At 45.3% G+C, this 24,489-nt stretch carries 18 protein-coding genes; 9 read left to right on the top strand and 9 right to left on the bottom strand.

The window, feature by feature from the left end:
- Positions 1-187: 187 nt before the first annotated feature.
- Together EXU57_RS03345 and mtaB are read right to left on the bottom strand one after the other, a co-directional pair.
- Positions 188-505, bottom strand: coding sequence for a hypothetical protein (locus tag EXU57_RS03345; RefSeq protein ID WP_133266730.1), 318 nt, complete (start codon positions 503-505; stop codon positions 188-190).
- A gap of 8 nt (positions 506-513) precedes the next feature.
- Entirely contained in the window at positions 514-1,797 is a 1,284-nt protein-coding gene (gene mtaB, locus EXU57_RS03340; protein ID WP_133266729.1) for a tRNA (N(6)-L-threonylcarbamoyladenosine(37)-C(2))-methylthiotransferase MtaB, read from the bottom strand.
- 202 nt (positions 1,798-1,999) lie between these two features.
- Between mtaB and EXU57_RS03335 the strand changes: the two genes are divergently transcribed.
- Positions 2,000-2,446, top strand: a complete 447-nt coding sequence (locus EXU57_RS03335) for a DUF4258 domain-containing protein (protein ID WP_165958014.1) — start codon at positions 2,000-2,002, stop codon at positions 2,444-2,446.
- A 500-nt stretch (positions 2,447-2,946) separates the two neighbouring features.
- On the opposite strand, the gene EXU57_RS03330 is transcribed toward EXU57_RS03335, so the two are convergent.
- Positions 2,947-3,159 carry a hypothetical protein gene (locus EXU57_RS03330; RefSeq protein ID WP_133266727.1) on the bottom strand — a complete coding sequence of 71 codons (213 nt, stop codon included), beginning with the start codon at positions 3,157-3,159 and terminating at the stop codon, positions 2,947-2,949.
- Positions 3,160-3,254: 95 nt separating this feature from the next.
- A complete protein-coding gene (locus EXU57_RS03325; protein ID WP_165958013.1) occupies positions 3,255-5,333 on the bottom strand; it encodes a TonB-dependent receptor in 2,079 nt (692 codons plus the stop codon).
- A 243-nt stretch (positions 5,334-5,576) separates the two neighbouring features.
- On the opposite strand from EXU57_RS03325, the gene EXU57_RS03320 reads away from it, so the two are divergent.
- The 3 genes from EXU57_RS03320 to EXU57_RS03310 all read left to right on the top strand — a co-directional run bounded on the left by EXU57_RS03320 (position 5,577) and on the right by EXU57_RS03310 (position 7,664).
- Positions 5,577-5,825, top strand: coding sequence for a hypothetical protein (locus EXU57_RS03320; RefSeq protein ID WP_133266725.1), 249 nt, complete (start codon positions 5,577-5,579; stop codon positions 5,823-5,825).
- Between the two features lie 242 nt (positions 5,826-6,067).
- Complete coding sequence (locus EXU57_RS03315; RefSeq protein WP_133266724.1) at positions 6,068-6,829, top strand: DUF6089 family protein; 762 nt, start codon at positions 6,068-6,070, stop codon at positions 6,827-6,829.
- A 325-nt stretch (positions 6,830-7,154) separates the two neighbouring features.
- Positions 7,155-7,664 carry a DUF4251 domain-containing protein gene (locus tag EXU57_RS03310; RefSeq protein ID WP_133266723.1) on the top strand — a complete coding sequence of 170 codons (510 nt, stop codon included), beginning with the start codon at positions 7,155-7,157 and terminating at the stop codon, positions 7,662-7,664.
- Positions 7,665-7,866: 202 nt separating this feature from the next.
- Here EXU57_RS03310 and EXU57_RS03305 read toward each other — a convergent pair whose 3' ends face one another.
- Positions 7,867-8,088 carry a hypothetical protein gene (locus tag EXU57_RS03305; RefSeq protein ID WP_133266722.1) on the bottom strand — a complete coding sequence of 74 codons (222 nt, stop codon included), beginning with the start codon at positions 8,086-8,088 and terminating at the stop codon, positions 7,867-7,869.
- Positions 8,089-8,160: 72 nt separating this feature from the next.
- Positions 8,161-10,650 carry a TonB-dependent receptor gene (locus EXU57_RS03300; RefSeq protein ID WP_133266721.1) on the bottom strand — a complete coding sequence of 830 codons (2,490 nt, stop codon included), beginning with the start codon at positions 10,648-10,650 and terminating at the stop codon, positions 8,161-8,163.
- A gap of 142 nt (positions 10,651-10,792) precedes the next feature.
- Here EXU57_RS03300 and EXU57_RS03295 point away from each other — a divergent pair, with 142 nt between their 5' ends.
- The 4 genes from EXU57_RS03295 (at position 10,793) to EXU57_RS03280 (ending at position 18,505) form a co-directional block, all read left to right on the top strand.
- Positions 10,793-11,917 carry a T9SS type A sorting domain-containing protein gene (locus EXU57_RS03295; RefSeq protein WP_133266720.1) on the top strand — a complete coding sequence of 375 codons (1,125 nt, stop codon included), beginning with the start codon at positions 10,793-10,795 and terminating at the stop codon, positions 11,915-11,917.
- Between the two features lie 420 nt (positions 11,918-12,337).
- A complete protein-coding gene (locus EXU57_RS03290; protein ID WP_133266719.1) occupies positions 12,338-15,439 on the top strand; it encodes a DUF2723 domain-containing protein in 3,102 nt (1,033 codons plus the stop codon).
- 324 nt (positions 15,440-15,763) lie between these two features.
- The gene (locus tag EXU57_RS03285; protein WP_133266718.1) at positions 15,764-16,861 is read left to right on the top strand and encodes a vWA domain-containing protein; all 1,098 of its coding nucleotides are present in this window, start codon (positions 15,764-15,766) and stop codon (positions 16,859-16,861) included.
- Positions 16,862-16,954: 93 nt separating this feature from the next.
- Positions 16,955-18,505, top strand: coding sequence for a sigma 54-interacting transcriptional regulator (locus EXU57_RS03280; RefSeq protein ID WP_133266717.1), 1,551 nt, complete (start codon positions 16,955-16,957; stop codon positions 18,503-18,505).
- A gap of 218 nt (positions 18,506-18,723) precedes the next feature.
- Here EXU57_RS03280 and EXU57_RS03275 read toward each other — a convergent pair whose 3' ends face one another.
- Both EXU57_RS03275 and murB read right to left on the bottom strand, forming a co-directional pair.
- A complete protein-coding gene (locus EXU57_RS03275) occupies positions 18,724-19,203 on the bottom strand; it encodes a hypothetical protein (protein WP_133266716.1) in 480 nt (159 codons plus the stop codon).
- 53 nt (positions 19,204-19,256) lie between these two features.
- A complete protein-coding gene (gene murB, locus EXU57_RS03270; protein ID WP_133266715.1) occupies positions 19,257-20,267 on the bottom strand; it encodes a UDP-N-acetylmuramate dehydrogenase in 1,011 nt (336 codons plus the stop codon).
- 30 nt (positions 20,268-20,297) lie between these two features.
- On the opposite strand from murB, the gene EXU57_RS03265 reads away from it, so the two are divergent.
- Positions 20,298-20,957 (top strand): NAD(P)H-binding protein, encoded by a 660-nt coding sequence (locus tag EXU57_RS03265; protein WP_133266714.1) that lies wholly within the window; start codon positions 20,298-20,300, stop codon positions 20,955-20,957.
- A gap of 813 nt (positions 20,958-21,770) precedes the next feature.
- On the opposite strand, the gene priA is transcribed toward EXU57_RS03265, so the two are convergent.
- Positions 21,771-24,308: a primosomal protein N' gene (priA, locus tag EXU57_RS03260; protein WP_133266713.1), complete on the bottom strand. Its 2,538-nt coding sequence runs from the start codon at positions 24,306-24,308 to the stop codon at positions 21,771-21,773.
- Positions 24,309-24,489: the final 181 nt, after the last annotated feature.

Here is a 24,489-nt window from a genome sequence, read left to right as displayed (position 1 = left end):
TAGCCAACTTTAGGATAACATTAAAGATGCGTGTTTTAGTGTAATCAACCTTAACTTTTCCCAGGTACGGCTAAATGAATATTCAATATGCTTACCGTGGTGATTTCAAGTGAGAAGTTGCTCAGTTTGTACCCTTTATGTCGATACACGATTAGAGAGCAGCCTTTTCCTGCATGCCGTTTCTTTGTTAGTTCATTTGTAATGCAGGTAGCCTGTACGTCTGCCCGTCGTAGAGGAATAGTTCGTCGATGTCGTACGTCCAGTAGTGATATAGGGGTGATTTCTCTAAGTACTCTTTGATCTGAGTTTTGGTTTCTCCCGTCATCATGATCCACGAACGATAACTTTCCATGCTAACCGCGTAAGAATCAATGATGCCCTTGTTAATCAGAAAATTGATATACGTACGATGAGGTTGCACAAGATTCATGAAATGCTCGTCCATGTAAAAGTTGATTGTCACAATAAACTTCTTCAGGTCTGAGTCTGTCGGTATATTCTCCATAGCTTATATTATACGGTCCAGTGAACAATTTGGTTCTCCCATTCTTGTTTGTACGGGGCGTTTATCCTGATATAGTTGTCGGTATAACCTTCCATAAGCCCGTTTTTCCTCGCACCCTCGAAAAGAACACTTCTTGTCTGCCCGATGTGTCGCCGGGTGTGCTCAGCCTGTTTTTGAAAACTAAGGTTCCGTAGTGCCTTATTCCTTTCATTCCTGGTGTGAATAGGAACTATGCCATCCATCTCGATTGCCCTGGTATTCGGGCGCTCGCTATAGGTAAAAACGTGCAGGTAAGAAACATCAAGATCCGATAAGAACTGGTACGTTTCGTTAAAAGCCTGTTCGTCTTCCCCCGGAAAGCCAACAATTACATCTACTCCAACGGAACAATCCGGCATCAGCTGCTTAATCAGGTTCACCCTTTCGGCATAAAGCTCGCGACGATATCTCCTCCGCATGAGCCCCAGTATCCTGTTGCTACCACTCTGTAATGGTATATGGAAGTGTGGCATAAACTTCATGCTTGCTGCTACAAACTCAATAATAGCCGGACTTAGCAAGTTGGGCTCGATAGATGATATCCGATAGCGTTCTACGCCATCAACGTTCTCCAGAGCTTGTATTAACTCCAAAAAGTTTGGATTCTGTATGCCCGATGTAAGTATTCCTGGTGTTTGCTTGCCGAAATCACCAAGGTTTACCCCGGTAAGTACAATTTCTTTAACCCCGTCCCTCGCAAGGGCACGTGCATTATTAACCACATTCTCAATAGTGTCGCTTCTGCTTTTGCCACGGGCCATTGGAATCGTACAAAAAGCACAGGTAAAGTCACATCCATCCTGCACCTTCAAAAACGTTCGGGTACGATCATTTACTGAAAAAGAACTATTAAAACCTGCTACGTCTGAAATATCGCAGCTGCATATTTTTGTACTATCGCCTTTGGTAAAGTCATTGAGGTGCTTTACAAGATTAAATTTCTCGGCGGCGCCAAGCACCAGGTCAACCCCTTCGATCTTTGATATTTCTTCTGCTTTAAGTTGCGCATAACACCCCGTGATTACCACAACACTCTCGGGCGCTTTCTTTTGAATCCGCCTTACCAGCATCCTACATTCTTTATCGGCGTTTTCGGTGACCGAACAGGTATTGATCACGTAAACATCTGCAGTATCTTCGAACTGACGCTTCTCGAAACCCTCATTCTCCAAAAGTCTTGATAGGGTTGATGTTTCCGAGAAATTAAGTTTACAGCCGAGCGTATGAAATGCTACTGATTTTTTTGACGACATAAGGTGCAAAGATAGGTCATCACGAATGTATTTTCTAGTTGTCGAAGCCATGGAAGATGCGCACCAGCAGCTTTAGTTGACCTTTAACTTTAACGTGATGGTAAATGACGGAGCTACGAATTTTCAGCTCAGTCATAAGTTGCGAGTGCTGATAACTCTTGGGAATCCATGTACATTCAGGTTCAAATCTCCAGTACATAACATGACGAAAAGCAGCAGAACCTCCGTATTTAAACGCTCATTACCTTTTTTGCTACTCGTGTTGATGGCAGTAATTACCATTGCCATTCGTTATCACAACCGGAACCCGGAGTCTGAAAAGGAGAAAAGCGCGCCTGATGTTTCAATTGCACCCCGTGATAATACAAAGCTGGACAGAAACTCAGCAAAGCTGTATTTCACAAAACACGCGCGATGCAGAATGAAGTGCCGCCATATAACCCAGCAGGAGATTCGCTCTGTGCTTCAAAAGGGAACCATAAACTACGGGAAGTCTAATCTGAAAGACCCAAAAGGAGCAACTTTTGCGCTGGAAGGAAAAACAACCGACGGCCAGTCTATCAGGGTGATCTTTGCCCCCAAGCAGCGCCATACAAGCGTAGTAACCGTTATAGACTTAGGTGTTGAACATGCTTGTGATTGTAACTAAGATAATCGTCAACGTGGCTGGTATACTAGAAAGGCTTGTTGCCACCGTAAGTTACCTATCCGTAAGCGGTTTCTTTGTACGACTTACCCCGGCATAAGTACGGGATGTTGGAAAATACAAAAAAGGCTGTCTTATTCAGACAGCCCCTAATGCGTTAGTTGCAATGACCAAGTGCATACCAAATGATGATGAAAACGATAACGGTACCGAAACAACCACCGCCAAGTTTCTTTGCGCCATAGCCAGCAATTAATGCTCTAAAAAGATTATTCATTGTTGTGTGTTTAGCGGTGTTTGTTTAATAATCATGCCACTAGACAAGCTAACCCAGGTGGGTAATTTACCCGTTTTCAGGCATTGATGTTGTGGATTTACCAGGTGTTTCCGGCAGGACAACTGATTGATTTACACGTTTGATGGTGAAATTACAACAACGTCCTGCCGGATTTTACTACATAGTTTTAGGATAAAGGTAAGAACAGAAACACCTGCAGGGATCATTACAATCCTCTTGGAATAGTGTCAGGACGAACGGTGTCGGGTACAGGCCTTGTTGTATCAGGGGCTGTGGTTCCACTGGTATCGGTTCCGGCTCCGGTACCGGCGCCTGTTGACATCCGGGAAGTGTCACCTACAGATTGATCAGTTTGGTTTGGTGTATTGCAACAGGTAAATACAACACCCATTGACAAAATAACAATTGCTTTTTTCATAAAACTATTTTTTGTAACCTATATAAATTACCATGCCACCCACCTCAATTTTAGGGATTTTTAATGTCTAATGCGTTCATCGTTAGCTACTCATGCTAATGAGATTTACCCTGGCCAAATTGGAACGTGATCATAGCATAATAATTTCGGCCGGCTGCGGTGTTGTAGTACCTTCCGTTGAAGCCGTTAACATCGTTGCCAAGACTGTAAGCCTGGTCTAACAGGTTGTCTGCACCTGCCGAAAACCTTACCAGCAGCTTGTTTAGCCGGGCTGTGTAACCAAGTTTAAGTGAAACAATATGAAAAGGAGATGCCCAAGCTGAACCCGCGTCGTTTAAGTAAATGCGATCGTTATACAGGTAGCTAACAAGGCCGTTAAAGCCGCTTTTCGTTTCTGCCTGTATTCCTGCCGAGATGTTGTGCAATGGCTCACCCGGCATACGATTACCTGAATAGTCATTTTCCAATTGCCGGAAATCAGCATAGTGAAAATCGTGAAGGGTATGGCTGAGCCAAACGCTTCCCTGCTTAAACCAGGTATCCTTAATTGGTATCGAATACGAGAGGTGAGACTCGATGCCTTGCTGCTTTGTTTTCCCCGCATTGATGAAATAATCCCCACCACCAGCAGTTCTACGTTGTACAATCGTGTTGGTTAAACCAAAATAGAACAGGTTGATGTCGGCATATAAATTCTTCAGCACCGTACCTTTCAGACCAAGGTCGTAATTCGTTCCATGTTCAGCACTAAGGTCGAGATTAACTGCTCCGCCGGTGGGCAAAAGTTCGGAGGTGGTGGGTGGCGAAAATCCCCGCGATACGCTGGAGTATACATTAAGTTTACCCAATTTCCTGAGAATGGCAATACGTGGCGCTATCTGGTTGCCAAAGTTCTTAACCTGCTTACCAAGGCTCGCAGGAGCAAACCGCTCAAAATTCACCCTTAGAAAATTTACGCTGGCACCTGCCGTCAACGTCCAGTTTTTTATTTCAGTAACTGCCTGTGCAAACACGAGTCCTTGCCGGTTTATGATTTCGTCGGCTGATTGCATGCTGTCTGCTCTCCCGGCAAAGTTCTTAAATATACTAACTGAAGTAAACCCCTGTTGCCATTCCGTTCCAACCTGAAGGCGAAGCTTCGAACCTTCACCCCCGGTATTCAAACTGAGTACGGTTCGACCACCTGCATGTGGTTCGGCACTGTGGGCATAATTCTGAATGGCCGGGTTCCTAAGGTCGGTAAACATGCCATAAAGGGTTGTAGTGCTTTCTAAAGCGCTGGATAGCTGCAACGAATAAGATGCACCGGCAATAAATTGCTTTTGATTGATGGATGCATTTGCTCCTTCTGCCCCTGGAAAAGCTCCTGCCCGGGGTCGGGACATTCGCGGGTTAATATTAAATTCCGTCCGGGTGAGTGCGCCTGGTGTTTCGTAAAACAGGTTGCCATACAAAAAGGTAGTTGACAGGCTCTCTTTCTCAGAAAGCTTAAACCGGCCACTCCAGCTAAATACATCTCTTTTCATCGCTGAATGATCACGAAAACCATCAGAAGATTGATGTTGAAAAGAGACTTTTCCCGTGTAGCGCTCATTGCTGGTCGCCACACTTCCAAATATATTGCTATAGCCATAACTACCTCCGCTATACTCGAGTGTTACCCCGCCAGGTTCATTTTCACTAAGGCTGCCAATCAGCATGACACCGCCGGTACCTGCACCATATACACTGCTACCCGGGCCTTTGATAATGCTGAGGGTTTCGAAATTATAAACTCCCAACTGGTTTAAGTAGGTGATACCACCAGGATCAGTTATCGGGATATTGTTATAGTATACTTTTACATTTCTCACACCGAATGGTGAACGCAACGAACTACCCCTGATGTTTACCCGGTAGCTTCCCGGCGACCTCTCTTCGATTCGCGCGCCGGGCTGTGTGTTTACAGCCGCTATTATACTTCCGGTACCAAACATCTGCAGGTTGCCGCGATTAAAGTGGTTTACTGCTGCGGGAACATCTTTTAATGGTCGGCTCGACTCGTACGCGCGAATGACTACTTCATCTAAAGAAGCTGACAAAGTATCGCTTTGTGCAATCGTGATAACAGGAACACTTAAGAGTATCCAAAGAACACTGGCCGGATAAAGCCGTTTGAAGAAGGTCAGTAACATTTGATAGTTTAAGAAAGAATTATACCATTCAATCTGGTGAGGAAACAGCATTACCTTCCTGGAACCTGGTTAACAGGGATAAACTTTGGGTGTAAATACCACGAGCTACCCGCGGGAAAGTCATTTGCAGAAAAGCTTTTATGTTTAATCAGCAATGTACATGATTGTATTTAAGCAAATTGAGCCGTTGTTGGTACGATTTTGGTCTTTCAAGAACTAATTATCTCACTAAAACATATTATCATGTATCCGAACAAAAAATTGTCTTCCGGAACTTTGCTTGTAGCTGGTCTTGCAGCCTACGCTTATTATAAGTATAACAAAATGACAGAAGAAGAAAAGCGTACTATGGTTAGCGATGTAAAGCAAAAAGGACAGAAGTTGTACGATGAATATGTTCCCGAGAATATCAAAAGCAATCTCAAAAACATATTTGCAAAAAAAGATACACAGGAGAAGAGCTTTGGAGATGAAAATAATTTTTCATTCTAATTACATCGTTCGATACAAAAGTCCCTGCACGGCACAATGCCGGATGCAGGGATTTTTTATTGAGTAATTTTCTCAACGGCTTGCAGGTTTGAAAATGTTCAGTGGCCGGGAGTAAACTACAATCAGACTTAAGGTTTCTTTCACATTCACTAACCGCTGCTGTACGTTACTTCACATATCAGAACCTGTTTGCTTACACTTAAACCGAAACACACGTAAAAGTTTTACCTATCTATTATCTCATGTTTAAATTCAAAGGTATGCGCGTGCTCGGCCGGATCCTGGTTATTGCTTCCGTTTGTATTACTACCACCACCAAAACCATTGCCCAGCAAAGGGAGTCAGGCTATGAGTTTGGGATAGGTGTTGGAACCCTGATTTACCAGGGCGACCTTGTTCCGGGCTTTCTTGGCGACTACAGAACCCTTAAGCCTGCATTAAACGTTTTTGCTGGTAAGGCTATAGACCCTTTCTTTTCTGTTCGTGGCAATCTTACGGTAGGTAAAATTCTGGCTGATGAGGCCAGGTATACAAAGCCTGAATGGCGGCAAAGCAGGAATTTCAAATTCTCTACGCCCGTAACCGAGTTGTCGGCGACGGTTGTTTTTCGACCTACGGCAAAAGGAACTGATCCTACTGACCGTAAAATCTCTCCATATGTTTTTGCCGGCGTAGGGGTATCGTTTTTAAACGTCAAGCGCGATTATAGCAGGGTCGATACTACCGTCTTTGGTGCAAAATCCGATGTGCAGTTAGGACTCGGCAGAGACACTGTAAGATCACTTCCACGCGCACTGCCCGTATTACCTGTGGGACTGGGTGTTGACATGGTTTTGTCGTCAAGCATATCGCTGAATGCAGCCTTAACTTACCGGTTCACGAAGGCTGACTATATCGACGGATTTAAATACGCGGGAAATCCCAAAAACGAAGACGCTTATTATGGTATATCTGTCGGTTTAACCTTCCGTCCTGGTGGCTATCGTTGTCCATCTGTCTGGTAGTCGCGTTATATAAAGTACCGTAGTCTACTTGTAAAGTACCGTAGTTTACTTGTGTGCTCTCGTCCGGAAGTGTTACCCTGCTGAAGGGCTGCCGGATGGACGTGGAAAACACGCTGAAGCTTTTGTGCGTTGGTGTTGTGGCGGATTTGGAACCAACAGCCGGAACCGAAGCCGGTGCTTAAACCCCTGTTGAGTGCCCCTAAGCACAAACGTATCCTGTTATTGGCAATAGCTATAGCTCAATTGATGCAGGGAACTTTAACGTAGCATATATACTGTTTTACATGCGCTGGTATGTGCTTTGAGCCATCAGGTGAAAAAAAATATGACCAGATATAACCGGGTGTTTTCGATATACATGTTGTTTGCTGCCATGCTGACCGTGGCGGCGTGTGGTGTTGCGCGGGACTCTTCGAAAACAAACAATGATAGTAGTAGGCGCACGAACATAGAGCAATTGATCAATGCACGCGACTTTAGGTTCAATGTACAAACGGCCACACCAACGGGGGGAAGGGTGATCCAGTTAACAAGTCAGTATGACCTTCGCATATCAAGAGATACCATCCAGAGCGACCTTCCATTTTTTGGCCGGGCATTTAGTGCTCCTGTAGACCCTACCCGCGGTGGTTTTCGCTTTACCTCAACTAAATTCGAATACACTGTGCAGCCAAAAAGAAAAGGTGGTTGGGACATTCTCATCAGGCCGCAAGACGCCCAGGATGTTCGCCAGTTATCATTAAGCGTAACATCAAGTGGCTACGGCACACTACAGGTAACCAGCAATAACCGGCAGGGAATATCTTATTACGGAACGATTACCCAGCGAAAGTAGTTGCCCGAAGAAATGCTTTAATGCTGTAACAACACATTCCCGCTTTCCAGGACCTGAAGCTGCGCAGCTACAGAATTTTTATGGCGCGGGCATTGGTATGTTATGGCAGCAACTGTTGCGTCGCATCTCTTGTACGGCAACGCAATATTGAGCATAACTCCCGTTAATTATTCCGCTTTGGCGAAGACCACGAGCATTGTTGCTAAGCAGTATTGTTGTGGTTGGGCCGATCGCCGGTTGCGAGGCTGTGGGCAAGTTGTTCCGCTTTCTGCCTTGCTTTCTGATCGTCTTCGGCATGTAGAATTGCCCAGATGGTATCGCCTGTATGTTCTTCTAAAAACGTGTCGTTTGTCGGGATCTCCTGTTCTGTTTCCGTTACAGACATTACCTGGTAGCGCACAAATTCAACCCTGTATTTTTTCATGGAAGTTGTTTTGGCTTAAAGTTACAAACGTTCACTTTTCGATTCATCCTGGTTGATCACACCTTTTGCGGTTTACCAGCGGGTAACAAGTTTAAGATTCAATAGTCTTGGTGTAAGGCGGTTGGGCAGCGTAAAAGTGTTGTTGGCAAAATCTTTTATCAGCAGGTAACTAATGGTATTCGGGCGGTCAATCAAATTAAAAACTTCGAGGCTTGCCCATATATTATTGATGCCCCGGAAAGGACTATGACTCCGGCGGGTAGATTTATCGCCGTCAAGCAACAATGCACTCAACCCAAGATCGATCCGGATATATGGATCGATGACCAGTGCGTTGCGGTAACGCACACTGCCTGGAATATTGTAGGGGAGGTTGCTTCCATATAATGTGTTCAGGTATACCTTAAAGTTTTTGTTGGTGCTCAGGTAATCCTGGAAAAACATACCAAACGTAAGTGTCCGGTCAGTTGGCCTACGCAAATAACCTACGTCGACCAATGTGCTGTCAACAGCAACATTCTGGTCGTTCAGCTCGTAACGTTGATATTGATCATTTGCCAGGTTCTCTTTCGTTTTCATAAAGCCTATACTGACCCAACTCTCAGCGTCTTTTACGAGTTCGCCAAACAATCGCACTTCTGCACCCGCAGCATAGGCCTTTGCAATGTTTTCACCAAAGTATCGCAGCCTGACATTATCGATGTCGTAGGGAACAACATCGTTCATGTGCTTATAATATAGCTCCGTGGTAATTCGTCCAGGCCTTTTAAGCAGGGTAAGGGCATAGTCGAACCCGGCTGAAACCTGCCAGCTTTTTTGCGCGCGTAAGTCTTCGTTAATTGTACCATCGTATCGCCGGAGTTCCCGGTAAAAAGGCGGTTGATCGTATCTGCCCGCAGCACCCCTGAAGATGATATCTTTTTTCCAGTTTCGCGGTTTGAAGGAAACACCCAAACGTGGCGATACGAGCAGCTCATTGTTTAGTGTGTTGTAGTTATAGCGTACACCCAACTGAAGCCCCAGCCCGGAAGTATCGCTAAACTGGATGTTATCCTGAATAAACCCACTTAGCCTTGTAATGTTGATAGCTGCCCGTGCATTTGTTACTTTGTTTAAGTTTATTACGTTGGGTGAATAGGGGAGAGAATAACCTGCCGAGTCGTTGTATTCCCATTCGTGCAGCTTATCGTTAATGTGTTGACGATCGATGCCTGAACCAAACTGGATAAAATGCTTACCCTTATCAATACTCCCCTTTACTGAGGCATTCCAGACAGAAATATCGAGTTTATTACGGGTGAAATTCTGGAAGATGCCGGCACCAAGTGGATTTACAATGAGTCCATAGGTGGCTTTGCTTTTATCGAAATCCCGCTCTCCGAACAGATAGGCACCTCTGATATCAATGTTTTCTGCCTCATTGTTTTCGAAACGGCTTAACATCCACTTCAGACGAACCTTTTTATTTGGCGACCAGGTTGCAGAAAGGCCCGCCATATTGGTTTGGTACTGGTCTTTTTCCTGGCCCTGGAAGGCAATGTCTAACGCCAGGTTTGCGGTAAAAAGTGGGGAGAAAACCGCAGATGATAATTTACTCTCCTCAGGATACAGGGTAAACTTACTCCTGGATGCATTTCCCAGAAATTCAATTAGCCATTTGTTGCTTAGTTGGTAAGTCAACAGCGCCTGCAGGTCGGCGGATGAAGGGATATAATTTCCTTTTGTATCCTGGCTGCTGAGCAGGTTTCGGTTGCTTCGGTTTCGCACTCCCACGAGGTACGTAAACCGCTTCGCGCGATCTGTTCCTTCAAGATGGAGCCCCTGCTCAAGGAGACCGAAGTAAGCCGAACCTGCAAACTTTGTGGGCTTACGGTAGCCAACATCGAGCACACTACTCATTTTGTCGCCATACTTTGCCTGGAAACCACCGTTGTAAAATTTGACATTGCCGGTTAGTTCAGGGTTAATGAAACTAAGTCCTTCCTGTTGCCCGCTTCGGACAAGATAGGGGCGGTAAACTTCAAAGTCGTTCACGTATACCAGGTTTTCGTCGTAACTACCTCCACGAACGTTATACTGGCTCGTTAGCTCATTATTGCTGCCGACAAAAATTTTGATCAGGCTTTCTATGTTGCCCAGGGGCGATGGATTCAGGAGTGCCTTTCCCGGATCGATATTGATCCGCCCTGCTTCGGTTCGGGCGCGGTTGTCTCTTACTAATACGTCTTCCAGCCTTGATTGGGTTGGTTCAAGTTTAATGGTTATCGTTTCCGCTTCACCTTCGGCGAGATTGAAGTTTCGTTGTACCGGGCGGTAACCTGTAAAGCTAAATACCAGCGCGAAAGGCATTCGTGGCGGTACCTGTATGATAAATCGCCCTGAGTCGTTGGAGAAGGTTCCCTTATCGCGGCCAAGAATGGCAACACTAACCCTGAACAGGGGTTTGTCATTCTCATCGAGTACAAGCCCCGAAACCTGCGAAAGCTTTTTTTGTGCAATAAGAGATGGGCTGTGCACTGCAACAAAAACAAAAAGCAATAGCGCTATCCAGCTAATTTTCATAGGATTGCTGATGGGGTTAGACAATTGTCTTTTCGGGGTTAGGAATACCAACAAAATAATATATTGCTTTCATGATTTTAAACGGGAAAGATCACCTTAGTACAGATGGATATCGTTACTTTGCTTAACAAAATCATAACGTATGAAAAAAATCTTTACACTTACCCTTTTACCGGCCTTTTTATTGTTTGCCTCGTTTACAGCAAGTGCCCAAATCTACTGGGATTTTGCCACTGCTAACCCAACGAGTAACTCTTACACAAATGTAAGCGCAGGTCCGTTAACAGTTGGTAACAACAACGGCACCACAACCCTAATCACGAACACCAGTCCATCCTCCGGATATTCCGGTGCCTCTGGTGGTAATAACGCCGGCCTTGCAGCACCAGTTGTGGGTTTCGATCCTGCACAAACGGGTTACTTCCAGGTAGTAATTACGCCAATGGGAAACAATTCTGTTGTTTTAACCGGTATTTCATTTGGTTCTAATTCAGCAGCAACCGGTCCACAGGGTGTAACCATCCGGAGTAGTGTTGATAATTTCTCTACCGATCGCCTTACTTTTATTCTTACCAATAACAATACATGGATGCGTTATGCAGGTGATCTGAACCTGACCGGTTTAGCAGGGCAGCCTGTAACACTTCGCATCTTCGGTTATAATGGCGCAGGTACAGCTACCGCCGGAACTGCCAACTGGAGAATCGACGACCTGACCATCAACCCTCAGCCATTGCCTTTGGGCCTTGTATCGTTTAAAGCATCGTTGAACGGTAAAGTAGCTCAGCTGAACTGGAATACCACCAACGAATATAATGTTAGCGGTTTCTCTGTAGAAAGAAGCCAAAACGCAGCAAGATTTTCCGAGATTGCTTTCGTAAACGCGAAAAACTCAACTGCCACTAATATTTATACCCTTGATGATGCCGGTGTTCAGGATGGTACCAATTACTATCGTTTGAGAATGGTTGATAAAGATGGTACAGCAAAATATAGCCCTGTTGTAGTGGTGAAAAATGCGAAAGTGCTTAGCGCTTCCGTGTTTCCAAATCCTACAAAAGGTAACCTCGCGATCACCCATCCAAAAGCAGAGTCCAACTCCTTTATCAGGATAATAGACCTTGAAGGCAAGCAGGTTAAATCATACGCGGTTGAAGCCGGAGCCATTCAAACAGCGCTATCGGTAAGCGAGCTAAGCCGGGGCAGTTACGTTCTTGTTTTTAACAATAATGGTAACCATTCGGCAACCCGCTTCGTTAAGCAATAGTTTATCCGTTAAGATTTGTTAAACCCCTCCACCGAGGGGTTTTTTCATTTAGGCATTCAAGCGACATTAGAGACATAAACCTCGATACTGCTTTCGGCCTATAGGGATATGAACAGCAGTATTTTTGCTGACTGCTCGTTGAGGTTCACCTGATCTTGTGCCCCCCCGTTTTTTTGCCTTTCTTAAATTGAAGGGAGACATCTACTACCAGCGTTCCCTGGGCTTCAACATAAGCTTGAATTTAAAGGATGTCCTATTTGCCCGTTTAAGCCTCCAAGGTGGAGGGGTAACAATACATTTTTACCGTTGTGGTGCCTACGTTTTCGTGATTTGTTAAACCTTTTTCTTCGGTTTATTTCCATTTTCGTCTTTCCGGTTTTTAAGCTAGTTTCGCCAGTCTTTTAAAAACCCAAAACCAATATGAATTTCAACAGGATTAACAACATTGTTGGATGGATCGTGTGTATTATAGCAAGTGGAACTTACATCCTGACGGCGGAAGCAGGCGGAAGTCTCTGGGATTGCGGCGAATTTGTGAGTAGTGCTTTTAAACTCCAGATTCCGCATCCACCCGGGGCTCCTTTATTCGTTTTACTTGGACGTTTTTTCATTATCCTCTTTGGTGATAATCCTGCCACTGCTGCCAAGGCCGTAAACATCATGAGCGCCCTTGCCAGTGGGTTTACCATTCTATTTCTTTTCTGGACCATTACTCACTTCGCAAGAAAAATCATTCAAAAAGGTACTCCGCTGGGTGATCTTACCCAAAACCAGGTATTTGCCATTATGGGTGCCGGTGTTGTGGGAGCACTTGCTTACACTTTTAGCGACTCTTTTTGGTATTCGGCAGTTGAAGGCGAGGTTTATGCATTGAGTTCTTTTTTTACTGCCCTCGTTTTTTGGGCCATCCTCAAGTGGGAGCAAGCCGTTGACCACGAAAAAGAGTCTGGGATGAACGCTGATCGCTGGATCGTGTTCATCTTTTTTATGATGGGGCTGTCTATCGGTGTTCACCTTTTGAACCTGTTGACCATTCCTGCGATCGTAATGGTGTACTATTACAAGCGTTACCGTACAACCACAACCGGTGTTTTATGGGCTTTTTTGATAGGCTGTTTAATCACGGGTATCGTTCAAAAAGTAGTTATTCAATATTCTATCAGCGGAGCCGGGTTGTTTGACCGGATTTTCGTGAACAGTTTCGGAATGCCGTTTTTCAGCGGTTTTATATTCTTCTTTCTGTTGGTTGCTGTGCTTATCTGGTACGGACTTAAAGTTGCCCGCAAAAACAACTGGAGTTTTCTTCGTCTTGGTATGTGGTCGGTCGCCTTTATCCTTATTGGTTATAGCACCTATCTTACCACCATGATCCGCAGTAGTGCAGACCCGGCAGTTGACATGTATAATGTAGACAACCCGATGAGTCTTGTGGGTTATCTTGGTCGTGAACAGTATGGTGATTTTCCACTTCTCTATGGCCAAAAGTTCACTGCAAGGCCGGTTGACTATAAAGAAACTTCTACCAAATACATAAAGGCAAACGGCCGGTATGTTGAAAATGGTAAAGATGGGCATTATGTGTACGACCCATCACAGGAGATGCTTTTCCCGAGGGTTTGGGATGCCAGTAACGACCAGGGCCATGCCGATTACTACGCACAGTTCCTTGGTATCAACCGCTTGCAGGATGGAAGTTATGAGCGCGATCCAAATTTTGGTGATAACCTGAAGTTTTTTACCGGTTACCAGTTTTACTGGATGTATTTCCGATATTTTATGTGGAACTTCTCCGGTAAACAAAACGACGTACAAGGCATATTCAACGGTAACATCCGTGATGGTAACTGGATAACAGGTATTCCTTTTATTGATAACACCATGTATGGCGATCAAAGCCTGATGCCGGACAGCAGCAAAAACAACAAGGCCCATAATACCCTGTTTTTATTGCCTTTTATCCTGGGTGTAATTGGTGTGTATTACCAGTCCAAACAAGACAAGAAAGACGCTTTTGTAACCTTCCTGATGTTTTTCTTTACCGGCTTCGCTATTGTGCTTTACCTGAACCAGGCGGGCAACCAACCAAGGGAACGTGACTACGCCTATGTTGGTTCTTTCTACGCCTTTGCAATCTGGATTGGTCTGGGTGTTTTACAGGTGAGAGACTGGCTCTCTAAAAAGCTTAGTGGTAACATTGCTACGAATCTTGCTACCCTTATTTGCCTTTTAGCAGTACCCGTTTTAATGGCGGCCCAGGAGTGGGACGACCATGATCGCAGTAAGAAACAACTTGCGCGTGACCTTGCGAAAGACTATCTCGAAAGTTGTGCACCAAATGCAATCTTGTTTACGTTCGGAGATAATGATACTTACCCGTTATGGTATGCGCAGGAAGTTGAAGGCATTCGCCGGGATATCCGCGTTATTAACTATAGCTTATTGGGTATCGACTGGTATATCAACCAACTTCGTTACAAGGTGAACGCAAGCAATCCGATCGATGTCATTTGGTCTCCTGAGCAGGTGCAGGGACGTAAACGCGACTATATTCAGTACAGGCCTGTTGAGGGCGTTGGCGATAACCAGTTTTTCGATCTTTATGACCTCATGAAAAACTATGTTGGTAGCGATGACCCTGCAAAGATGATGAGCGGTGGCGGTGGCGATATGATTAATACCTTCCCCGTAAGAAATGTGTCGGTTCCTGTAGACGTAAATGCAGTTAAACAAAACGGGACAGTAACTGCTGCCGACAGCGTTGTTACCGATATGCGGTTTAAACTTCCTGAAGGCAAAAACAACCTGATGAAAAATGACCTTGCGGTGCTGAACGTGATTGCCGCAAACAAATGGTCACGACCCATTTACTTTACATCGCCATTTGATGAGCTTGGCTTTGGTTCCTATCTCAGGAAAGACGGGCTTGCCTACCGCCTTGTGCCCGTAGTTGGCGAGCAGGTGAATACCGACTGGATGGTTGACAAACTCATGAACAAGTTTGCTTTTGGAAATGCAAATATCCCCGGTGTTTATTTCGACGAAGAAAATCGTCGCCACCTGAACTCTATTCGTAGTGCGTACACTGAACTGGCATACGATCTTTCTTCTAAGAACAGGAAAGAGGATGCGCGCAAAGCACTGGAGAAAGTTGACAAGATGATGTTGCAGGAGAATTTCCCATATGGGCACATTAGCCGTGGAAACCAGCATAACCGAAATTCGCTTGCGTTCCTGGAAGCTTGTTACCGGTCGGATGCAAAGGAGCTGGCTAAAAAGGTTACCAGCTCAGTGAAAAAAGACCTTCAACAGCAGATCAAGTTCTATAACTCACTTAATGGTTCTAAAGCCGAATGGATGGATTATGATCGCAAAACGGCTGAACAGTATCTTGGTGCGCTCGACAATATGGAGCAAATGTTTAATACTGCATCAAAGACACCTGAAACGGGGGCCAATATCAATACGTCCCCGGCTCCAGCTGCTGCAAGACCCGACCGGACAGATGCTGGAAAAACTCCATAAGAATACTGGTAAAAAATAAGCGGGCAACCGCTGTTTTCTCCCCGCCGTGTGAAAGCAAGGGCGGGGTTTTCTTTTTATAGAGGTTTGTGGTTTAGATAGGCTAATGGATTGTAATTTGGCCAGGATATCGTTATTTCTGATTAATTTTGTCTGCTGTTTTACAATACCCCGCTGCTGCATAATTTCCCTGCCTGAATGTCATTCAAAAAAGGTCAATAGTTGAGGTTGTCTCCCCGGCTGGCATATGGACAACGACTGGAACCTGAACCTTTTGAATGGCTTAAATGTTGTAACATCAAACCCAGCCGCCTTAAAATAATCTATATGTTAGGACACCGTTTTACAAAGTTTGACCCCAACCTCGAAGGCAAAACCCGTTTTGAAGAACTGCTGAACCTTTTCATGCAGCTACTCACCTATACAAGCGGCGATGTAAGTGAAGCATTGCAATGGATGAATCAACTGGACCAGCAATACAAGCTTACCGATGATGATTATGGGATGGGCGATTTTATGGACGAACTCAAAGAGAAGGGGTACCTGGACGAAGACCCTGCTACTGGTTCAATATCGATTACACCAAAAACAGAACAGGGGATCCGGAAAAGCAGCCTCGAAGAAATCTTTGGTAAGCTCAAGAAGTCGAAGCAGGGAAACCACAACACCTTTAAACCGGGGGGCGGAGACGAAACAAGTTCCGACGTAAGACCGTTCCAGTTTGGCGATACGCTGGAGCAGATTGACTTTACAGAAAGCATACGTACGGCACAGATCAACCATGGGGTGGAGAGCTTTAGTATGCATGAGGATGACCTTCACATCAGGGAGACCGATTACAAAACACAGACCTCTACGGTGCTGATGATCGACATCTCGCATTCTATGATCCTGTATGGCGAGGACCGGATTACGCCTGCAAAGAAAGTAGCCATGGCGCTCAGTGAACTGATCACTACCCGGTACCCCAAAGACACCCTGGATATCGTTGTTTTTGGAAACGATGCCTGGACCATTGAAATTAAAGACCTGCCATATCTTACGGTGGGCCCTTACCACACCAATACGGTAGCGGGGCTCGAACTTGCAATGGATCTGTTGCGGAGACGAAAAAATCCTAACAAGCAGATTTTTATGATCACCGATGGAAAACCCACCTGTTTAAAGATTGGTAAGAAGTATTACAAAAACAGCTTTGGGCTCGACCGCAAAGTCGTAAACAGGTGTATAAACCTGGCAGCGCAATGCAAGAAGCTAAAGATCACCATTACGACGTTTATGATCGCAAGTGATCCTTATTTACAGCGATTTGTCCAGGAGTTCACCGAAACCAATAATGGCAAGGCGTTTTTTGCTTCACTGGATAAACTTGGTTCATTTATTTTTAAAGATTTCGAAAGTGGCAAACGCAAAACCGTTTACTAATGCCGCGCTATAATGTATCCGCAACAAAGTACATGTGGTACAGAAACTCAGATCAAACACTTATTTACAATTTAAACAGCTGATTACTTAAACATGGACATAAAGAAAATTAAGACACTTGGTGATCTTAAGAAGAGCGGTTACAAAAGCAGGAACATAAAAGAAGAAATAAGAGAAAACCTCATCACGAAAATAAAGGCCAAAGAGAATCCATTTCCGGGTATACTAGGGTACGAAGACAGTGTAATTCCAGACACAGAGCGTGCACTTCTTAGCCGCCACAATATCCTGTTCCTGGGTTTAAGGGGACAGGCGAAAACAAGGATGGCGCGGCAGGTTATCGACTTATTAGACGAGTACATTCCAACGGTGGAAGGCAGTGAAATCAATGATGATCCGTTTAACCCGTTAAGCAGGTTTGCAAAAGACCTCATTGTTAAAGAAGGCGATAACACCCCTATTCAATGGATACACCGGGGTGAACGCTATGGTGAAAAACTTGCTACCCCCGACGTTAGTGTGGCTGATCTTATTGGTGACATTGACCCGATTAAAGCTGCAAACCTCAAGCTCAGCTTTGCTGATGAGCTGGTGATTCACTATGGTATCATTCCACGCAGTAACCGTGGAATTTTTGTGATTAATGAGTTGCCCGATTTACAAGCCAGGATACAGGTTGCCCTCTTTAATATCCTGCAGGAAGGTGATATCCAGATCCGGGGGTTCAAATTAAGAATGCCGCTTGACATTCTGTTTGTATTTACGGCAAACCCGGAGGATTACACCAATCGCGGAAGTATCGTGACTCCATTGAAAGACCGGATAGAAAGCCAGATACTCACCCACTACCCACGTACCATTGAAACCTCCCTGGCCATTACCGAGCAGGAAGCAGATGTGCTGGAAGAACAGCTAACCAGGGTTAATGTAAGCGACCTGGTAAAACGGTTGATCGAACAGGTAGCTTTCGAAGCCCGCAGCAATGAATATGTCGACAAGAAAAGCGGGGTAAGCGCCAGGTTAACAATAGCTGCGTACGAAAATGCGGTGAGCAGTGCTGAGCGACGTGCAATCATTCACAGTGAAACACAAACCCAGGTTTGGATCAGCGATCTGATGGGTATTATTCCTTCCATCACCGGAAAAATAGAACTGGTATACGAAGGTGAGCAGGAAGGACCTTACCAGGTTGCCGTTAACCTGTTGGACAAGGCAATCAGGACCCAGTTTCTGCAGTATTTTCCAAATCCTGAAGTTGCTAAAAAAAGAAAGCCTACCACAACAGGCAAAGGTAGCCAGGCCCCAAAAGCCGAGGATGAAAATCCGTATAAAGCCATTACAAGGTGGTTTGATGCCGGTAACCATCTCGATCTTACCCTTGACAGCACTGATGCGCTAAAGGTGAATGCGCTTTACCAGGTGGATGGTCTACATGCATTTGTGAAGAAGCATTTTCCACAAGCCAACCAAAAGGAGAACGCACTGTTGATGGAGTTTGTTCTACACGGACTTGCGACTTATTCGCTGATCAGTAAGCGGATGATAGAGGGCAGGATTGTGTTTAAAGATCTTATTGGCAGCATGATGAACCTCGGACAGATGCAGGAGGAAGAAGATGACCTGACCGACGACGACTTCAGGTAGGACTCCCGGATCGTGTGCTTCGCTTTGTACGGTATTAAGAAAGGCAAAATACCAGTGCTCGCATAGGAACTTCAATACTATAATAAGGCCGGAACGATTTATTCGTTGCCGGCCTTTTCTATGGTATCAGGTAAAAATTACCGTTGTATATCGCTTGAGCTTGTCACGTTTAATCTTGTATGAAAGCAGTAGCAGAATAAAATCTCACTTGCAGTCACTTAGAACTTGTAACCAAACGCAATTCCTCCGTAAAATGGGAAAAAGCCGTTGTTACCAAAAATGGGATTTACCGCAGCTCTAAAAAAGAAACCGCCATCTGCAGGTTGCAGGCGATAGCCAATGTTTAAGTGTCCGAAGGTGCCCCTGAAACGACTATCGTCGGAGTAAAACGGATCATTTTCGTTAGCGCTGACAAATGTTACCCCCGCGCCGGTTTCGAAGTAGTTTCTTTTGTCTTTGCTTACAATATAATTCACGCCAAGCGGGACCAGTAAAATGCTTGTATTATCAATAGAAAATCCACCAACACCAGCACGAAAACCAAAGCCATCTTCCCTTTTGGCAAAGCGCATGTCGTAGTTGATTGAAGCAAGGCCTGGACCGCCAAGTTCCGCGTAAACTACTTTGGCCGCTTTTTGGCCCATGATCGTACCTGAAAGCACCATCATGGTGCATAACGAAAGCAACATCTTCTTCATACTGTATCGATTGTCTCATTAAGAACACCGATGATCAAAAAACGCTGCATTAGCTATATAATATTCACTTCCCGCTCGAGTAGTACGCCAAATTTCTTTTCTACACTATGCATAATCTCGGTAGATAAAGCAAGGATGTCGGTTCCCGAAGCACCGCCATAATTTACGAGCACGAGCGCCTGTTTATCATAACATCCTGCATCATCTTTGCGGTAACCCTTCCATCCACATTGTTCGATCAGCCAACCGGCGGCAAGCTTCACGTAATTACTGCCATTTGAAAAGCCAACTATACCGGGAAAGTTTCGTTTTAACACCTCGAATTGTTCAGTTGGAACACTTGGATTTTTAAAGAAGCTTCCGGCATTACCAATAACATTCGGATCCGGGAGCTTGCTGCGGCGAATATTGATAACCGCTTGCGATACGGCACGAATACTCAGGTCGTTAATGTTCATAGCATTCAGCTCCTGCTGAATCGCGCCATAGGTGATATTAAATTTTGGTGTTTTCAGCAAGCGGAAAGTGACACTCGTGATCACAAACTGGTTTTTGTACTTTCCCTTAAACACACTGTCGCGGTATCCAAACCTGCAATCATTCAGCTTGAAATGAACCAGTTGACGATCGGCGATATGGAAGGCCTCGAGCTGATAGAAGATGTCTTTTAGTTCCATCCCATAAGCACCTATGTTTTGCATGGGACTGGCGCCAACGCTACCCGGAATAAGACTTAGGTTTTCGGCACCGGCATATCCATGATCAATGCAGTGTAATACGAACTTGTGCCAGTTTTCTCCGCCGCCCGCGGTAACGTAAAAATGGTTTTCGTCTTCACCGGTTATTGTAATTCCGGTGATTTCATTTTTCAGCACCAGGGTATCGAGGTCCCGGGTTAATAACATGTTGCTTCCTCCACCCAGTATCAGGGGACTACCTGTTCCCTTCAGGTCCAACAGCTGGTTAAGTTGATCAACATCGGCGAAAGGGGCAAAGTGTTTTGCAGTAGCGTTAATGCCAAAAGTATTGTAAGGCTTAAGTGAAATATTTTCTTGAATTTGCATGGAGTGAATTCCAACACAAAATAGCAAATTATGGTCGGACAAACGGCAGTGGTCTTAGGCGCTACGGGGTTGACCGGTGGTCATGTTTTAAAATTATTGCTGCAAGACGAGACCTTTACAATGGTACGGGTATTGGTAAGAAAGCCAATACAGATTGAGCATCCCAGGCTGCAAGTGGTAATATGTAATCTTGAGGACAAGGCGGAGCTGCAACAGAAGCTTGGGGCAGGCGACAGTTTGTTCTGTTGTATAGGAACCACCTTGAAGCAGGTAAAAGGCGACCTGGAAGCCTATCGCAGGATCGACTATGATATTCCAGTTGGTGCCGCGACGGCGGCTGCAGGGCGTGGATACAAAAACTTTTTGTTGGTGTCGTCTGTTGGTGCAAATGCAAAATCCCGAAACCATTACCTGCGCTTAAAGGGTAGTGTTGAAGAAGCAGTCAAAACATTACCGTTCCAGGCGGTACACATCTTTCAACCTTCGATGCTGCTTGGCGAACGAAACGAGTTTAGACTTGGTGAAAAGGTGGGAAAGGTGCTTATGAATGTATTCGGATTCATGATGATGGGTCCGCTACGAAAGTTCAGGGCCATTGAAGCGGCAACAGTCGCGCAAAAGATGGTTGCTGTAGCAAAATCAAGTGTATCCGGGGTTAAGGTTTACCGGTATGATGAGATAAGCGGTTAGGGCTATGTTGAATGTTGTCTGCTAAATGTTGAATGAGGAGTAGAGAGTTGAGCATTATGAGTTAAGCATTATGAGTGGGCTCTGTAATCAGGGGAAAGGTTTGGGGTTATGTTGAATGTGTATGCTAAATGTTAGATGAAGGGTATGGAGTTGAGAAATATGAGTTAAGAGTTATGAGTGGGCTTTGTAATCAGGGGAAAGGTTTGGGGTTATGTTGAATGTTGTATGCTAAATGTTGGATGAAGGGTATGGAGTTGAGAGTTATGAGTTAAGAGTTATGAGTAGGTTCTGGGATGAGGAGAAAGGGTGGGGATTCTGTAGTATGTTGTATGCTAAGTTAACGCCGGTTACTTCAAATCATTTTTTGGTGACCAGCTGCAGGAATGCTATTCTCCATCGTTGCCGGCCCGGATGAACCCCGTTCGGACGCCCGCCCGGAGGAACCGGTTCGGACGGGGGTGTCACTCACTTTTACCGCATCGCTTTATTCACCCCATTTTCGCCGACAAACTTAGTAAACGGTATTATACGCTGAATGTGGATTGTAGTTCTGCGGAACTGTTCAGACCGCGATGAGATCCCCTTTTCTTTGCAATGACACCTGAGTTGAAAACCAACCGGTGCAATGATGGAATGAGAGCTGAGACTCCTGCTGCGTCTAATAACAGTTCGCGAATAGCTCATCATTCATCGTTCAGACTTCATCATTTTTATAGAGATCCCTCCTTCGTCGGGATGACAGATACGAGCGGGATGACAGACACGAGCGGGAGGATTGACACAAGGGAAATGACAGACACGAGCGGCGGAGAACTATACGGCGTCGACGTCGGCGATGATGTGTACCTGGCGATAACGTTTGTTCGATTGGATGATGGCCTGTTGCTGCAGGATGTCCCTTTTGCACTGGTGGATCAGCGGGGCATCTTTGGGAAGCTTCAATAATAATTCCATCAGGTACTGATTGCGTACACGGCTCACTACGGGTTCTGCCGGGCCGCTCAGGTAGTTTGCATACTTTGCCAAAAGTGCCTGCGACATAATGTTTGCTGCTTCTTCTGCAACTACTTTCTCCTTATGTTTAAAGGTGATTTGAATGATTCTCGTAAACGGTGGATAGGCAAAGTTTTTCCGGTTTTCAATCTCAAACGCGTACATGGATTCATAATCATGATCCTTTACAAATTGCAGTACCGGATGCTTAACATTATTGACCTGGATGAGCACCTTGCCCTGCTGATCCCTGCGACCCGCACGCCCACTAACCTGTTCCATCAGCTGGAAGGCCCTCTCATTAACCCTGAAGTCGGTAAAGTTCAGAATGCCGTCCGCGTCAATAACGCCAACCAGGTTCACATGTTCGAAGTCTAGGCCCTTCACCACCATTTGTGTGCCTGCAAGTATATCAAGCTTTTTCTGTTCAAATAGTTTAATCAGCGCATCATGATCGTGTTTACCCTTAATGCTGTCGTAATCCATACGGGCAATCTTTGCTTGCGGAAAAGCTTCGGTTAGTGACTCTTCGATTTTTTCGGTGCCAAAATTCTTCTGCATAAAGTTGTGGCTGCCGCATGCTGCACAGGTAAGAATCACAGGATAAGTGGTACCACAGTAATGGCACTGTAGCTTATTTTTTGCCTTGTGATAGGTGAGGGTTACATCACAGTTTTCACACTGCGGTATCCAGCCGCAAGTGCCGCAGATCTGGTAAGGTGAATAACCGCGACGATTCTGAAAAAGAATGACCTGTTTTTCCTGTTGCAAGCTATCGGTAATGGCTTCTATAAGGCGGGGTGATAAAATCACTTTACTGCGGTCTTTGGTCATTACGGTTTTAACATCAACGAGCTCGATATCGGGCATCTTTACATTGCCAAAACGTTCGGTTAATGTTACCAGTCCATATTTGCCCGACTGGCAATTGTAATAGCTTTCGATTGAGGGAGTGGCGCTGCCCAGTAGTACTTTTGCATTAAACAAGGAGGCATAGTAGATGGCTGCGTCGCGTGCATGGTAGCGTGGCGCTGGTTCCTGTTGCTTAAATGAGGGATCGTGCTCTTCATCTACGATCACCAGGCCCAATTTCTTAAATGGCAGGAACAGGGAAGACCTTGCACCCAGAATGACCTTTGTTTCGCCGGTTTTTATTTTATTCCAGATTTCCACGCGTTCATTGGGGTTAAACTTTGAATGATAAATGGTGATGAAGCCCCCAAAGTGTTTTTGCAGACGCCGGATGATTTGCGCTGTTAGGGCTATTTCGGGCAGCATGTAAAGCACCTGGTCACCCGACTTGATGAATTGCTCGATGAGTTTGATGTAAATCTGCGTTTTGCCGCTTGCTGTAACCCCCTTGAGCAAGCAAACAACTTTGTCGTTAAATACATTAAGCACTTCGTCGGCGGCAAGCAATTGCGCATCGGAGAGTTCAAAGTCGATGGTTACATCTTTTGGCAGGCTTTGTATTCTGTCAGTGGAACGTTTTTGAAGAAAGAGAATGTTTTTATCTGCTAACCCCTTTAGCTGTGCCGGCGATGCATTTGATTTCTTAAGGAGTTCCGGCTGGGTTACTTCTCCCACTGTTTTCACGAGGTGCAGGTAGGCCAGTAACAGTTCCATTTGCTTTGGCGCGCGGCTCCAGTTGTTGAGGAGTTGAGATAGTTGCTCTTCGTTGTTGTATGTTGGATTAAGTACAACGTAGGTTTCCGTCTTCTCGCGGTACTTTTCCTTAAGTGCCTCCCAAACAACACACACACCTTTATCGATAAGTTTCTTGATAATGGGATATACATGGGAAATGTCCAGGATGTCCTGAACCTCGCTAAGCCGGAGTTCTTTCTTCAACAGCAGGGCTTCACTCACCAGGAATTCTTCGTCGGACATACCACTAAAATCGTCGCCAAACGCTTCGTTGAAGCTCAGTATTGTTTCACTCGAAAGCTTCAGGTGAGAAGGCAGGGCAGCCTGCATGACCTCGCCTTCGCTGCACATGTAATATTCGGCGATCCACTTCCAGAGAGCCAGCTGGTGGCCGAATACCAGCGGGTCGCTGTCGAGTACATTCAACAGTTCTTTTGGTTGGAAAGCTGCCGGCTTTCGGCCGTGGATTGTTTTTACAATTCCTGCGTATCGCTTGTGTTTTCCCAAAACGACCTCTACACGGCTACCCATTTGAATGCTTTGCCTGAATTGGGCGGGTATCGACCAGGTATAATTTCGTGGTAAAGCCAGGGGTATAATCACCTCTGCGTACAGCTGCGGCTCGCCCGGCCGTTCCTGTTCAACCAGCGGGAGCAGGGGAACTGCGGGTTCATCGGAAAACAGGCTGGGATTACTATCGGGAGCTGTCATGGGTGAACGCGAATTTAACGCCAATCCAGATAAGATATAAAGCTTTAGCTTATGATCAACTTTTTGTAGAAAAGTAATTTAAGGCATGCTGCCTTGATGGATGACGATTGTTGCTTCATTCAATCATACCTGGGGTAACCTGGTTATATTCTGGTGTTGTGGAGCGGGTTGATGCACAATG

Source organism: Segetibacter sp. 3557_3 (assembly GCF_004354985.1).
Classification (GTDB): Bacteria; Bacteroidota; Bacteroidia; order Chitinophagales; family Chitinophagaceae; genus Segetibacter.
Note: the sequence above shows the minus strand (reverse complement) of the source record. Positions and strands in the feature narration are given on the sequence as shown.